The sequence below is a fragment of the Caldimonas caldifontis genome, from assembly GCF_002930615.1.
In the GTDB taxonomy this organism is placed as follows: Bacteria; Pseudomonadota; Gammaproteobacteria; order Burkholderiales; family Burkholderiaceae_C; genus Caldimonas; species Caldimonas caldifontis.
Genome location: NZ_PSNX01000002.1, coordinates 52,774 through 67,342 on the forward strand (window position 1 = coordinate 52,774; position 14,569 = coordinate 67,342).

At 66.4% G+C, this 14,569-nt stretch carries 15 protein-coding genes; all 15 read right to left on the reverse strand.

The features are described from left to right. Positions 1–43 precede the first annotated feature (43 nt). Positions 44–1,207, reverse strand: coding sequence for an ATP phosphoribosyltransferase regulatory subunit (locus C1704_RS01925; protein WP_104300475.1), 1,164 nt, complete (start codon positions 1,205–1,207; stop codon positions 44–46). An 84-nt stretch (positions 1,208–1,291) separates the two neighbouring features. Then, complete coding sequence (locus C1704_RS01930; protein ID WP_104300942.1) at positions 1,292–1,477, reverse strand: DUF2065 domain-containing protein; 186 nt, start codon at positions 1,475–1,477, stop codon at positions 1,292–1,294. A gap of 5 nt (positions 1,478–1,482) precedes the next feature. Continuing rightward, positions 1,483–2,376, reverse strand: a complete 894-nt coding sequence (gene hflC / locus C1704_RS01935) for a protease modulator HflC (protein ID WP_104300477.1) — start codon at positions 2,374–2,376, stop codon at positions 1,483–1,485. 28 nt (positions 2,377–2,404) lie between these two features. Then, complete coding sequence (gene hflK / locus C1704_RS01940) at positions 2,405–3,790, reverse strand: FtsH protease activity modulator HflK (protein WP_104300479.1); 1,386 nt, start codon at positions 3,788–3,790, stop codon at positions 2,405–2,407. A gap of 2 nt (positions 3,791–3,792) precedes the next feature. Next, on the reverse strand, positions 3,793–5,016 hold the full coding sequence (gene hflX, locus C1704_RS01945) for a GTPase HflX (protein ID WP_245876350.1): 1,224 nt from the start codon (positions 5,014–5,016) through the stop codon (positions 3,793–3,795). Between the two features lie 59 nt (positions 5,017–5,075). After that, positions 5,076–5,318, reverse strand: a complete 243-nt coding sequence (gene hfq / locus C1704_RS01950; RefSeq protein WP_104300481.1) for an RNA chaperone Hfq — start codon at positions 5,316–5,318, stop codon at positions 5,076–5,078. A 69-nt stretch (positions 5,319–5,387) separates the two neighbouring features. After that, positions 5,388–6,728: a ribosome biogenesis GTPase Der gene (gene der, locus C1704_RS01955; protein WP_104300483.1), complete on the reverse strand. Its 1,341-nt coding sequence runs from the start codon at positions 6,726–6,728 to the stop codon at positions 5,388–5,390. Positions 6,729–6,752: 24 nt separating this feature from the next. Beyond that, positions 6,753–7,895 carry an outer membrane protein assembly factor BamB gene (gene bamB, locus C1704_RS01960; protein ID WP_104300485.1) on the reverse strand — a complete coding sequence of 381 codons (1,143 nt, stop codon included), beginning with the start codon at positions 7,893–7,895 and terminating at the stop codon, positions 6,753–6,755. Further along, on the reverse strand, positions 7,895–8,560 hold the full coding sequence (locus tag C1704_RS01965) for a YfgM family protein (protein WP_104300486.1): 666 nt from the start codon (positions 8,558–8,560) through the stop codon (positions 7,895–7,897). The genes bamB and C1704_RS01965 overlap by 1 nt, the downstream gene beginning before the upstream one ends. Positions 8,561–8,605: 45 nt before the next feature. After that, the gene (hisS, locus tag C1704_RS01970) at positions 8,606–9,916 is read right to left on the reverse strand and encodes a histidine--tRNA ligase (protein WP_104300488.1); all 1,311 of its coding nucleotides are present in this window, start codon (positions 9,914–9,916) and stop codon (positions 8,606–8,608) included. 14 nt (positions 9,917–9,930) lie between these two features. Further along, complete coding sequence (gene ispG, locus C1704_RS01975; protein WP_104300490.1) at positions 9,931–11,226, reverse strand: flavodoxin-dependent (E)-4-hydroxy-3-methylbut-2-enyl-diphosphate synthase; 1,296 nt, start codon at positions 11,224–11,226, stop codon at positions 9,931–9,933. Positions 11,227–11,231: 5 nt separating this feature from the next. Further along, on the reverse strand, positions 11,232–12,101 hold the full coding sequence (locus C1704_RS01980) for a helix-turn-helix domain-containing protein (protein ID WP_104300492.1): 870 nt from the start codon (positions 12,099–12,101) through the stop codon (positions 11,232–11,234). Beyond that, on the reverse strand, positions 12,094–12,903 hold the full coding sequence (gene pilW / locus C1704_RS01985; protein WP_104300494.1) for a type IV pilus biogenesis/stability protein PilW: 810 nt from the start codon (positions 12,901–12,903) through the stop codon (positions 12,094–12,096). The genes C1704_RS01980 and pilW overlap by 8 nt, the downstream gene beginning before the upstream one ends. Beyond that, a complete protein-coding gene (gene rlmN / locus C1704_RS01990; RefSeq protein WP_104300946.1) occupies positions 12,900–14,051 on the reverse strand; it encodes a dual-specificity RNA methyltransferase RlmN in 1,152 nt (383 codons plus the stop codon). Before rlmN ends, pilW begins: the two co-directional genes overlap by 4 nt. A 40-nt stretch (positions 14,052–14,091) precedes the next feature. Then, positions 14,092–14,517 carry a nucleoside-diphosphate kinase gene (gene ndk / locus C1704_RS01995; RefSeq protein ID WP_104300496.1) on the reverse strand — a complete coding sequence of 142 codons (426 nt, stop codon included), beginning with the start codon at positions 14,515–14,517 and terminating at the stop codon, positions 14,092–14,094. Between the last annotated feature and the right edge of the window lie 52 nt (positions 14,518–14,569).

The window sequence follows — 14,569 nt, forward strand, 5'->3', positions numbered from 1 at the left end:
ACGGTCCCAATCGAAAAAATGTCGGATGGCAGGCACCGGCCGCTCAGAGCGGCCGGACCACCCAGCGGTCGCCTTCGGCCACCAGCTCGCGATCGCATTCGAATTCCTGCACCTCGTGTTCGTGCCCAGGCAGCACACACACGACGATCTCGCCCTGCTCGCGCAGGCCTCGCACGGCCTCTCGCAGCGCCGGCTGCTCACCCCAAGGCGCTCGCACGGCCGCACGGGTGCCTGCCACGCGGGCCAGGCCCACCACCTCCTTGAGGTCGGTGCTGAAGCCCACCGCCGGGCGATTGCGGCCGAACACCGCTCCCACCTCGTCATACCGGCCGCCTCGGACCAGCGAATCCGGGCTGCCTGCGGCATAGACGGCAAAGCGCGCCCCACTGTAGTAGGCGTAGCCGCTGAGGTCGGCCAGGTCCAGCCCGATCGCCACCTCCGGGAAGTCCCGGGCGAGGTGATCGGTCAGCCAGGTGAGGTCATCAAGCGCCGCACCGATGGCGGCTCTCGCGGGCAGACGGCGACGCGCCTCGGCCAGGATCTCGAGCCCCCCGTACAGTTCGGTGAGGGTCAGCAAGCCCGCGCGTGCCTCGGCTGGGAAGCCCGCCGTGAGCTGCTGCAACGTTGCCGTGTCCTTGGCCGCGAGGCACCGATAGACCTCGCCCAGGGTGGCCGCCTCGACGGGGACACCCGCCAGCAGGGCGCGGACGATGCGGGCGTCGGCCAGATCCAGCGCAAGCCCCTGCACGCCGACCCGTTGCAGCGCGGTGAGCGCCAGCTCCTGCACTTCCAGATCGGCTTCCAGCCCGGCATGCCCATAGATCTCGGCGCCGAACTGCAGGGGTTCGCGGGTCGCCCTCAGGCCGGCTGGGCGGGTGTGCAGCACGGGGGCGCAGTAGCACAGCCGGGTCACGCCCTCGCGGTTCAGCAGATGTGCGTCAATGCGAGCGACCTGGGGCGTGGCATCGGCACGCACACCCAGCGTGCGGCCACTGAGCTGATCGACCAGCTTGAAGGTGCGCAGGTCGAGTTCCCCTCCCGCGCCAGTGAGCAGGGATTCGAGATGCTCCAGCATGGGCGGCATCACCAGCTCGTAGCCGCAGCAACGGGCCGCGTCGAGCAGCACGCGCCGGAGTTCCTCGATACGCCGCGCCTCGGAAGGCAAGACGTCGGCGATGTGCTCGGGCAGGAGCCAAGCAGAAGACATGGGAAAGCAGGAGGGGGATTAAAAACGTGATTGTACCGGCGTGGCGCGCCCTGCCACGACGGCACAGCGGCGGTGCGTGCGGGCCTAGACGGCAAACAGCAGGAGCAACAGGCCGGCCAGCATGCTGAGCAATCCGACAAAGCGCAACTGGCCGTCACGCAGGAGGAGTGCCTGCTCGAAAACGCGGCGCCAGACCCGGGGGCTCAGGAAAGGGAGAAGGCCCTCGAAAACCAGCACCAAGGCCAGCGCAGCAAGGATCACCTCCCCCATGAGCATCAGCGGCGGCTCGGGGACGTGCCGGTGCCGCTGTTCTGCATCGAGCGGAAAAAGTCCCCGTTGGGATCGATCACCATCACGTCAGACTTGCTGCGGAAGCTCTGGCGATAGGCCTCCAGGCTGCGGTAGAACTGCGCAAACTGGGGATCGCGCCCGAAGGCAGCTGCGTAGATCGCCGAAGCCTGGGCATCGCCCTGGCCCTTGACCTTCTGGGCTTCCCGGTAGGCCTCTGCAACGATGACCTCGCGCTGCCGGTCCGCATCGGCGCGAATGCTCTCTCCCTCGGCGGCACCGGTCGATCGGCGCTCATTGGCCACACGGCGGCGCTCCGACTCCATGCGGCGATAGACCGCATCGGTGATGCTGGCAGAGAAGTCCACGCGCTTGATGCGCACATCCACGATTTCGATGCCGAAGCTTTTCGCATCTTCTGCCAGACGAGCCTGCACCGCCTGCATCACGCGCTCACGATCGGTCGACACCACCGCACGCACGGTGCGGCGAGTGACTTCCTCGTTGAAGGCCGCCTGCACGATCGGCGCCAGCCGCACTTCGGCGTTACGCACATCGGCGCCATTGTTGTTGCGGATGAACTGGCGCGGGTCGGTGATGCGCCATTTCACCAGCCAGTCGATCACCAGGCTCTGCTTTTCTGCGGTGAAGATGGGGCGTGTCTCGGGGCTGTCCAACGACTGGATGCGCTTGTCCAGGAAAACGACGTTCTGGAAGGGCGGCGGGAGCTTGAACTTCAAGCCCGGCTCGCTGATGACTTCCTTGATCTCACCCAGGGCGTACACCGCGGCGAACTGACGCTGGTCGACGACAAAAAGCATCGACCCGGCCACGACGATGGCCAGCAGCAGGGTCGAGACGATCATTCCAATGCGATTCATGGGGTCCTCGTGGGTCTCGGCTCGGCGGTCAGCGGGCGTCGCGCTCCCGGCTGCGCTGAGGGTCGCGCAGGCGGTTGTCGCTGGACATCGGCAGGGGTTGCTGAGGCGTCTCGGCGGACGGGGCGGCCTGGGCGGGTGACGCGGCCGCACCCCCCTGGATAAGCTTATCCAGAGGCAGATACAGCAAGCTGTTGTTGCGCGTGTCCACCATGACCTTGCTCACATTGCTGTAGATCTGCTGCATGGTCTCGATGTAAAGGCGATCACGCGTCACGGCAGGCGCACGCTGGTACTCGGCCAGCACGCTGCGGAAGCGATCCGCGTCACCTTCGGCCTGAGCGACGACACGTGCGCGATAGGCTTCGGCTTCCTCGCGCAGGCGTGCCGCCGTACCCTGGGCGCGCGGAATCACGTCGTTGGCATAGGCCTGACCCTCATTCTTCAGGCGCTCACGATCAGCGCTGGCCTTGAGGGCATCGTCGAACGCCGCTTGCACCTGCTCGGGGGCCTGCACGCTCTGAATATTGACGTTGGAGATCACGATGCCGGCGCGCAGGCGGTCAAGCTGAGCCTGCACCGACTTCACCAACTCAGCCGCGATCGCGTCACGCTGCTCGTAGAGGACGGCATCCATGGCGCTGCGCCCCACGACCTCGCGCACGGCGGACTCTGCTGCCTGGATCACGGCATCATCAGGTCGCCGGTTCTCGAACAGGTAGTCTTTCACATCCTTCAGCCGGTACTGAACCGTGAAGCGGATGTCCACGATGTTCTCGTCCTGCGTCAGCATGGACGAATCACGCAAACCCGTGGCCTGCACCACGGACATGCTGCCCACGTCCACCGAACGCAGTTGAGTGACAGGCACCGTCTCATGCGACTGGAAGGGATAAGGCAGCCGCCATTTGAAACCCGCTTCCGCCGTGTGGCTGTAGCGACCGAAAGTCATGACCACGGCCTGCTGGCCTTCCTGGACGATGAACACGCCGCTGCCCAGCCAGATGAGTGCAGCCACGCCGGCGATCAGACCCGCGCCGATGCCCGCGCCCTTCATGTCGGGCGGCTGGAAGCCGCCGCCTGAGCCGTTGTTGCCCGAACCATTGGGACGTTGAGGACCGCCTGGGCGGCCGCCGAACAGGCCGCTGAGCTTGCGATTGAAGTCCCGCCAGAGCTCATCGAGGTCGGGGGGGCCGTCATTGCGACCCCCGCCCCCGGAGCCTTGGTTGCGCGTCGGCTCGTTGCCCTGGGGGTCCAGACTGCGCCCCCAGCGAGGGTCATTCAGGTTGAACACACCGCGCACCGGCCAGACGAGCGTGGCCCACACAGCCCGCGCCAACGCCCGGCCCGTTTCGGCCAGGGAGCGCAGCCTGCCGGGACGATGCGCACCGGGAGGAGGAAAGAAGCGAATGTTCATGCTCATGCGACAAGGACGGTGGTGTTCATGGGAGTCGGGGCTTCGGCATTCGCCACATCGGATTCGTACACAGGTGCCTGCGATGCTGACGCTGTCTCACCAGCCCGTCCCAGGGAGGCATCGGCCACGAGCCGCCGCAAGGCATCCAGACCTTCCCCCTGGGCGGCACTGACAAAGACTCTGGGGGCCGAGCGGTGAGGCGTCAGCTCGAACTGGTCCACCCGATCGCGCGGGCGCTGGCTGGGCTCGAGGGCATCCAGCTTGTTGAAGACCAGGATCTGCGGAAGTTCCGCAGCGCCGATGTCAGCCAGCACCCGCTGGACTTCGTCGATCTGCTCGCGCCAGCCCGCACTGGAGGCATCCACCACATGCAACAGCAAGTCGGCATCGGCGGCCTCCTGCAGCGTGGCATGGAAAGCCTCCACCAGGCCGTGAGGCAGATCACGGATGAAGCCCACAGTATCGGACAGACTGACCGTGCGGTCGGCATCGGCCAGGTAGAGCTGTCGGGTGGTGGTGTCCAGCGTCGCGAAGAGCTGGTCGGCCGCGTAGGTGCGGGCCTTGACCAGCGCGTTGAACAGCGTGGACTTGCCCGCGTTGGTGTACCCCACCAGGGAAACCTTGAAGGTGCCACTGCGCTCGCGCGAGCGCCGCTGGGTCTGGCGTTGACGCTTGACCCGCTCCAGCTGGGCCTTCACCGACTTGATGCGCTGGCCGATCATGCGGCGGTCCAGCTCGATCTGGGTTTCGCCCGGCCCGCCTCGATGCCCCACCCCGCCGCGCTGACGCTCCAGGTGGCTCCAGCGGCGCACCAGACGGGTGGACAGGTATTGCAGACGCGCCAGCTCCACCTGGAGCTTGCCCTCGTGGCTGCGAGCCCGCTGGGCAAAGATTTCCAGGATGAGCGTGGTGCGATCAGCCACCGGCACCCCCAGGAAACGCTCGAGGTTGCGCTGCTGTGCGGGAGACAGCGCCTGGTCGAAGAGGACGCCAGCGGCTTGGTGCAGGGTGACCAGCGCCTTGATTTCTTCAGCCTTGCCCTCGCCGACGAACAAGGCCGCGTCGGGAGCCTTGCGACGCGCCGTCAGACGCGCCACCGGGGCATCGCCGGCAGACTCGGCCAGCAGAGCCAGCTCGTCCAGCGTGGGATCGAAAGAGGAACCCGGCCCGAAGTCCACCCCCACCAGGATGGTCGGCTGGGGCACGTACGCGGCCGGGGCATTCAAGGTCGATGTCACCTCAGGCTGAGCCCAGCCCCCCGGCCAGGCCGGAGGGACAGGACATGTCAGTGGGAATCCGCCTGTTCGTTGGCGTGGAAATTCACGGCGCGGCCGGGAACGACCGTCGAGATGGCATGCTTGTAGACCATCTGGGTGACGGTGTTGCGCAACAGCACGACATATTGATCAAACGACTCAATATGGCCCTGCAGCTTGATGCCGTTGACCAGGTAAATGGACACCGGCACGTGCTCTTTGCGTAGCAGGTTCAAAAAGGGGTCTTGGAGGAGTTGCCCTTTGTTGCTCACGATATTCTCCGTGTTGGATATTTTGGAAGCCGCACGTTAACACACCGCTGCACGCATTCCGAGGAGTAGTCAGGAATCCTTGTCTGAGAAGGGGTTGCGGGACGAGCGCATCTCCACCCTCAGCGGAGTGCCGACCAGCTTGAAATGGTCGCGGATGCGGCCTTCCAGGTAGCGCTTGTAGGCGTCAGTGACGTGCTCCAGAGAATTCCCATGCACCACGACCACCGGCGGGTTCATGCCTCCCTGGTGCGCATAACGCAGCTTGGGCCGGAACATCCCTGAGCGCTTGGGCGCCTGGTGCTCGACCGCCTCGTGGATCAACCGGGTCAGGACCGGCGTGGTCATCTTCTTGAACGCCGATTCATGGGCCTGGGCGATGGCCTTCCACAGCGGCCCCAACCCCTGGCGCCTGAGCGCCGAGATGTGCACGATCGGAGCGAAACGCAGGAACGCGAGGCGCTGGGCGATCGACCGCTCGAGCATCTGCCGCTGGTAGTCGTCCACGGCGTCCCACTTGTTGACCGCCATCACCACCGCGCGCCCGCTGTCGAGCACGTAGCCGGCAATGTGGGCGTCCTGGTCACTCACCCCTTGCGTGGCATCGAGCAGCAGGACCACGACATGGGCTTGCGCAATGGCCTGCAGGGTCTTGACGACCGAAAACTTCTCGATCGCTTCAAACACTCTGCCCTTGCGCCGCAGGCCCGCCGTGTCAATGATCTCGAAGACCTGTCCGTTGTGCTCCAGCGGCACTCGGATCGCGTCGCGCGTGGTGCCCGGCAGGTCGAAGGCCACGAGGCGTTCCTCGCCCAGCCAGGTGTTGATGAGGGTCGATTTGCCCACATTCGGGCGGCCCGCCACCGCCAGACGGATGACTCTTGCGTCAGCTTCGGTCGCGTCCTCGTCGTCTGGCAGCGGTGGGAGCAGTTCCAGGGCCGCCTCGACCAGGCTGCGCACACCCTGCCCGTGGGCTGCAGACACCGGCACCGGGGCACCCAGGCCCAGTTCGTAGAACTCTGCGATTTGTGGCCCTTCCTGCATGCCTTCGGCCTTGTTGGCCGCCAGCACCACCGGCTTTCCGGTGGTGCGCAGGTAGCGAGCGATGTCATGATCCTGGGCCGACAGCCCGGCGCGCACGTCCACGACAAAGACGATGGCATCCGCCTCGGCCACCGCCTGGCGGGTCTGCTTGGCCATCTCGCGCACGATCCCGCTGGAGGCATCGGGCTCGAAGCCTCCGGTGTCGATCACGATGTAGTCGCGGCCGCCGAGCTTACCGTCCCCGTAGTGGCGATCACGCGTGAGCCCCGCGAAGTCGGCCACGATGGCGTCGCGCGACTTGGTCATGCGGTTGAACAACGTGGACTTGCCCACGTTGGGACGCCCCACCAGGGCGATCACGGGTTTCATGGAAATGTCCTCGAGCAGCGGCCCTCACTCGGGCCGGAAGGCATACAGTCGCCCGGCGCGGGTCAGCACCACCAGGTGCGCGCCGACCTGCAGCGGCGCACCCGAGATCCCGCTGCCATCGGTCGCGACGCGCCCGACCAGGGCGCCGTCGCGTCGGGACAGGAAATGGACATAGCCCTCCTGGTCCCCGACGACGATGCTGTCGCCCGCGGCCAGAGGCGTGGTCAGCCCCCGGAAACGCAGGCTGTCAGCGGTCCAGAGCACGTCCCCGTCGCTCAGTCGGTAGGCGGTGATCCGCCCGGTGCTGTCCACTCCATAGGCCTGGCCATCGTCAGTCGCCATGCCTGTCGCTCCGTTGGAGGCCTTGCTCCAGAGCAGCCGGGCCCGACGTGTGTCCACGCAACCGACGGCAGCCTGGAAGGCTCGCACGCACACTGCATCGCCCTGACGGCCGGCAGGTCCGACGAGATCGGCAAGTCGCTCCACCTCGTTGGTACCGCGGGGGTTTGCCACGGGCACTTCCCACCGGACCGTGCCGCGCAGCGGGTCCAGCGCGGCGAGCCGAGGCCCCTGCCCCACGATCAGCGTATCGCCGACTGGCAGGAGCACGCCTTGCTGAGACAGCGTCAGGGGATCGCCCGGGCGTTGCTGCCCCCACAGGCGAGACCCGGTATCTGCATCAAATGCGTGCACCGAGCGATCCTGGGCGTATACAAAAACCCGCTCACCCGCCACCAGCGGGGGCGTGAGTGAACGGGCGCTCAGACGACGGCGCCAGAGTTCCTGCCCGTCCTGGAGGACCACCACCTCTCCCCCACTTGTGACAACGGCCACGCGTCGGCCATCCTGGCCCGCACCAGCCGCCAGCGGCCCTCCGGCGGACGCCCGCCACTGCACCCGGCCGGTCTCGGCATCCAGCAGCGTCACCGCGCCATCCTCGGCCGCCACAGCCAGCGTCCCCGCCGCAACCGCAGGACGCACCACCGCTCGGACCTCGCCGACCGGCTGGGTCCAGGCCACCTGCGGCCGCACCACGGACGGCGCCGGTTGGACCAAGGGTGTGGGTTCCGGGGGCTTGGGGCTGCTGGAACAGCCAGCCAAGAGCATTGCGCCCAGGGCCACGCCGAGCCAAGTGCATCGGCCGGTGCGCTCGCCGCCTCGAAGCATCAGCGCACTCCCTCGGCTTGCGCCGCCGGGGCCGCGCCCAGCGCCGTCAGCTTGGCCTCCACGACGCGACGGTAGTCCAGGCTGGGATCGAGGGCGGCATAGGCCTTCTGGTATTCCTGGCGAGCCTGCTCGGTGCGCCCCTGGGCGAGGTGGATGTCCCCGCGGCGATCGGCAGCGAGTCCTTCATAGGGCGCCGGCACATCCTTGCTGACCAGGCCCAGGGCCTCGTCGTAGGCCTTCTCATCGAGCAACAGGCCGGCCAGACGCAGACGGGCCAGCACGCGGTAGTCAGGGTCAGTCGCCTTGTCGGCGACCCAGCGCAGGGCGTCGCGTGCGGCGTCGGCCTGTCCGGCTGCGACCAGGGCGTGAGCCGCCACCAGCCCGCCCTGCCCCGCGTAGGCCGTGCGCGCGTGGCGGCTGCGCAGATCGTCAAATGCCTGCCGCACCTTGGCCGCGTCACCCGCCTGGGCGGCGCGCTCCAGTTCGTCGTAGAGGGCGCTGGCCTTCAGCCCTTGATCACGTTGCCAGTAGTTCCAGCCGTTCCAGGCCGCAAATCCGCCCAGAACGATGATGAGCGTCCAGGTGATGAGGTTGCCATACTGGCGCCAGAAGTGCTTGAGTCGTTCGACTTGCTCTTGTTCTTCGAGATCGAGATGGGTGGCCATGGAGGTTTCGTCCAACGGCGGCCCAAGCGGCCGCCAAACAGGGAATTATGCGTCGAGCAGCTCGGCAGCCCACTCGGCTGGGGCTTGCAGGGGCCGCAGCACCTGAGGGCGCTGGGCGTCACGCAAGGCCTTGAGAGCCACCTGGCCCTGAGCCACCTCTTCCTCACCGAACACCAATGCGAAACGCGCGCCGGAGGCATCGGCTTTCTTGAACTGGCTTTTCATGCTGCCGCCCCCGGCATGCTGCACGACGCTCACGCCGGCGGCACGCAGCGCCTCCAGCGTGACCATGGCCTGGGGCAATAGTGCGGGGGATGGCACGATGGCATAGGCCACGGGCGCGGGGTCGGCCACTGGAAGCTGGAGTTCCTGGATGAGCAGCAGCAACCGCTCCACTCCGAGGCCGAAGCCGACGGCTGGCGCCGGCTTGCCACCGATCTGCCCGATGAGCCCGTCATAGCGGCCGCCGCCGCAGACCGTCCCCTGGGAGCCGAGTTGATCGGTCACCCATTCGAAGACCGTGAGGTTGTAGTAGTCCATGCCGCGCACCAGGCGCGGATTGACGCGATAGGCCAGGCCCGCGGCATCCAGCACCGACCGCACGGCGTCGAAATGATCACGCGACTCGGCCCCCAGGAAGTCCATGAGCTGAGGTGCGCCTTCGACGAGTGCCTGCATGGCCGGGTTCTTGGTGTCGAGGATGCGCAGGGGATTGGTGTGCAGACGTCGCTGGGCGTCTGCGTCGAGCTGCGCGGCGTTCGCCTCGAAGTAACGGATCAGCGCTTCGCGATGTGCATGTCGCTCATGCGGCTGCCCGAGACTGTTGAGCTCCAGCCGCACGTGGCGGCCTTCTTCCAGCCCCAGTTCCCGCCACAGTGCCCGCACCATGAGGATGAGCTCGGCATCCACGTCCGGCCCGGCAAAGCCCAGGGCTTCCACGTCGAGCTGGTGGAACTGCCGGTAGCGGCCCTTCTGGGGTCGCTCGTGCCGGAACATCGGGCCGAGCGTCCACAGTCGCAGCGGACCGTTGTAGAGCGCGTTGTGCTCGACCATCGCCCGCACGATCCCGGCCGTGGCCTCGGGACGCAGCGTCAGACGGTCGCCGTTCATTGCATCGGTGAAGGAGTACATCTCCTTCTCGACGATGTCGGTCACCTCCCCCAGCCCGCGCACGAACAGCGAGGTCGGCTCGACCACGGGGGTGACGATGTACTGATAGCCATAGCGTGACAGCAGCCGGCGCACGATGGATTCGAACCCGGACCACAGGGCCGAGTCGGGTAGCTTGTCCGTGCGCGGCACACTGGCCGGCAGGATGTCATTCATGCCTTTGACGGCACTGATCTTTTCAGCCATGTCTGGATCGCTCTTCAGGCCGGCTCCGAATGACGGGCCTGGCCGAAGCGCTTTTCAATGTAGTTTTCGACGATCTGATGAAACTCGGCAGCGATGTTGTCGCCTCTCAGCGTCAAGGCCTTTTCGCCGTCGATGTAGACCGGGGCTGCCGGTGCTTCGCCAGTGCCGGGCAGGCTGATGCCGATGTCGGCATGTTTGCTTTCGCCGGGGCCGTTGACGATGCAGCCCATCACGGCCACCTTCATCGCCTCGACGCCAGGGTAACGGTGCTTCCACACCGGCATCTGCGAGCGCAGGAAATCGTCGATCTGCTTGGCGAGTTCCTGGAACACCGTGCTGGTGGTGCGCCCGCAGCCTGGGCAAGCCGTGACGCTTGGCACGAAGACGCGCAGCCCCAACGCCTGCAGGATCTCCATGGCCACCACGACCTCCTGGGTGCGAGGCTCGCCCGGCTGAGGGGTGAGCGACACGCGGATGGTGTCGCCGATGCCTTCTTGCAGCAGCACGGAAAGAGCGGCCGCAGACGCCACCGTGCCTTTGGTGCCCATGCCGGCTTCGGTCAGACCCAGGTGAAGCGGATAGTCGCAACGTGCGGCCAGTGCGCGATAGACGCTGATCAGGTCCTGCACGCCGCTCACCTTGCATGACAGGATGATCTGCTCGGGCGCCATGCCCAGGGCTTCGGCACGCCGCGCCGATCCGATGGCCGATGTGACCAGGGCCTGGTACATCACCTGCTTGGCATCCCAGGGTTGAACTCGACGGGCGTTCTCGTCCATCAGCTCGGCCAGCAGCTCCTGGTCGAGGCTGCCCCAGTTGACACCAATGCGCACCGGGCGGTCGTGCTTGAGTGCCACCTCGATCATCTGGGCGAACTGACGATCGCGCTTGTCCCCCTTGCCCACGTTGCCCGGGTTGATGCGGTACTTGGACAGGCTTTCGGCGCAGCCGGGAAACTCGGTGAGCAGCTTGTGGCCGTTGTAATGAAAATCACCCACCAGCGGGACGTCGATCCCCATGCGGTCGAGCTGCTCGCGGATGGCGGGCACCGCCTGAGCCGCCTCAGGCGTGTTCACTGTGATGCGTACCACCTCCGAGCCCGCCTGCGCCAACTCCTTCACCTGAATGGCCGTGCCGATCACGTCCTCCGTGTCGGTATTGGTCATGGATTGCACCCGCACCGGTGCATCGCCGCCCACGGTGACCACGCGCGAGCCCCAGACCACGCGAGCCTGCCTGGAGCGTCGAGACGCAGGTCGGGCAGCAGCAATCGGGGAGTCGTTCCCTGGGGACTCAGACGCAATGCTCATTTCATTCACCGGATGTCGAATCGAGCCACGTTCTCACGCCGGAAAGGTGCCATGTCAAAGACTTCGCCGCGCACACGAAGTTCGGTGCCGTCGGCATTCCCGATGCGCACCCGCATCGGGAATGCACCATCGAGTTCCAGTTCCTCGCCCGGCGCCAGCAGTCGCGACACCAGCATCCGGCCACGGGCATCCTGGATCTCGACCCAACTCTCACCAGAGGTGCGGACCACCACCGGCGCGCTCGCGGCTGCAGATGCAGGCGCCTGCGAAGCCCCTTCCGTCGCAGGATTCGGTGCGTCCGTACTGGGAGCCTGCCCAGCAGAAACGACCTCGCTGGCCGGGGACGCCGGTGCGTTTGCACTGGCCGAAGGATCGAGGGGAACCACCTCGACGGTCACGCCCGGAGCCGCAACCTCGGCATCCCGGCCAAGGAGCGACTGCCAGGTGGACGAAGGCACCGACCACAGCACCACGGCGCCGGCGACCAGCAGCAGTGGCCCCCAGACGGTCGGGCGCCGGAGGAAGCCCAGACCCACGAACCCGTTACGGGCATCGGCCGGGTCCCTGAATGGTTGGTTGAGCCCCCGCGACACCTGCTCGAGCTGTGAGACGGACCCGGGGGCTGGGAGCAGGGCCAGCACCGGCGCGGGGTCGATCTTGAGCGAGCGGCACACGGTCTGTGCGAGGGCACGCGCAAACGTCGCGTCCGGCAGCTCCTCGAAGCGGTCCGCTTCCAAGGCCTCCAGCTTGCGCACAGACACTTTGATCGACGCCGCCAGTGCCGCGATATGCACCCCCTGGGCCGTGCGCGCGGCACGGATCATCTGCCCGGCACTGGCCGTGCCGGTCGCGGGCGTGTGCAGCTCCTCAGTCATCGAAGCGCCCTCGCTCGAAATTGGCGGCCTCCCGGGATTGAGGGAAGCGCTGAAGCAGTTCGCGCCCGAACTCGTTGACCCCCCCGCGATTGCCCAGCCGGTGCTCGATGCGAGCGGCCAGCCACAGCGTTTCTGCATTGACGAGCTCCGGCACCGCATTCACGCGACGCACGTAGAAGCGTGCGCGTTCATACTCGCCCTGACGGTAGAGCACGAGAGCCAGGTTCATGGCCGCCACTGGATTGCCCGTGTCCATCTGGTAGGCGCGCGAGAGCGTCTTCTCGGCCTCGGCCAGCAGACCGGCATTGGCTTGGCAAACCCCCTTGGCCACCAGCGTGCGCGGCACCTCCCGGTAGGTCGGCAACTCGATCGCCCGATTGAACTGGGTGAAGGCTTCCGCGTAGCGGCGGCGCTGGCACAGGAACCAGCCGTAGTTGTGGATCGCGTTGGCGTCGGCGCCGTCCTGCTGCATCGCGATGCGGAAGCTCTCTTCCGCCTGCGGATCCTGCCCCAGCGCCGAATGGATGAGCCCAGCCAGGTTGTGCGCGCCCGGCAGGTTGGGCTGAAGAGCCAGCGCCTGGCGGATCTCGGCCAGCGCGGTGGCGTGCTGCCCCTGGGCATAGTAGGCCACCGCCAGGTCGAAGCGGATGCGCGCACGCCGCTGCACTTCGGTCTCGTCCTGACGACCCGCCTGGGTGCCGCCGCCAGTCGTCGGCGACGTGGAGGCACAGCCCCCCATCAGCACCGTCAGGCCCAGCAGGGCCACCCACCACCAACCGATCGGGCGCTTGCGCACGCTCATGAACTTGTCTCCTTGGCCGAAGCCGCCCCTGGAGCGGGGCGAGCATGGATGCGAATGGGCTGCCGTCGGGTCATTCGGCGTTGGACATCGGTGCGGTCCTGCACCTCGCCCGCCAGCTGCCCACAGGCCGCGTCGATGTCGTCACCCCGCGTCTTGCGCACAGTGGTGACCAGGCCGGCGTCGGCCAGAATCTGGGCAAAGGCCTGTACCCGCTCGCGCGGAGAACGTTTCAGGCCGGATGCCGGGAAGGGATTGAAGGGGATCAGGTTGAACTTGCAGCGCACATGCCCTTGCACCAGGGCGATGAGCTGCCGGGCGTGTGCGTCGGTGTCGTTCACACCGTCGAGCATGCAGTACTCGAACGTGATGAAGTCGCGCGGTGCGGACTCCAGGTAGCGGTTGCAGGCCTCAAGCAACTCCTGCAACGGATACTTGCGGTTGAGAGGCACCAGCTCATCGCGCAAGGCATCGTTGGGGGCGTGCAGCGACACCGCCAGAGCCACCGGACAGTCCTGCCGCAGGCGATCCATCATGGGCACCACCCCCGATGTGGAGACAGTCACACGCCTGCGCGACAGGCCATAGCCATGGTCATCGAGCATGACCTTCAAAGCAGGCACCAGCGCGTTGTAGTTCTGCAGCGGCTCTCCCATACCCATCATCACGACGTTGGTGATGGCGCGCTCGCCCGGTTTGAGTGCCAGGCGCCGACGCAGATGGTGTTCGGCGAACCAGAGCTGAGCCAGGATCTCGCCCGTGGCGAGATTGCGGCTGAAACCCTGGTGCCCCGTCGAGCAGAACCGGCAGCCCACGGCGCAGCCGGCCTGAGATGACACGCACAGCGTGCCGCGATCATCTTCAGGAATGAAGACCGCTTCGACGGCGTCGCCACCGCCCACATCGAACAACCACTTGATCGTCCCGTCAGCGGAGGCCTGCTCCGTGAGCACAGGCAGTGGGCGCACCTCGGCCGCAGCCGCGAGCTTGTCTCGCAAAGACTTGGCCAGATCGCTCATCTGGGCAAAGTCCGACGCACCCTTCTGATGGATCCAGCGGAAGAGCTGGACGGCGCGGAAGCGCTTCTCGCCCAGACCTTCGCAGTAGGCGGCCAACCCGTCCAGATCGAAGTCGAGGAGGTTGACCGCCATGGGCATGCCTCGCAAGAGGATGCGAACGCCGCAGCCGCGATCAGCGGCTGTAGACGTTCATGCCGGGGAAGAAGAAGGCCACTTCCACGGCGGCGGTTTCGGGCGCATCGGAGCCATGCACGGCATTGGCGTCGATGCTCTCGGCAAAGTCAGCGCGGATGGTGCCCTTGTCGGCCTTCTTCGGGTCGGTGGCCCCCATCAGCTCGCGGTTCTTGGCGATGGCGCCCTCCCCTTCGAGCACCTGGATCATCACGGGGCCGGAAATCATGAACTCCACCAGGTCCTTGAAGAAAGGACGCTCCTTGTGGACGGCGTAGAAGGCCTCGGCCTCGCCACGCGACAGATGCACCATCTTGGCCGCAACGATCTTGAGACCTGCGCCTTCAAAGCGGCTGTAGATCTGGCCGATCACATTCTTGGCCACGGCATCGGGTTTGATGATCGACAGGGTACGTTCGATCGCCATGAAATTTCTCCTGAATCAAGGACTTGGCAAAACATTGGATTGTAGCCCTTGA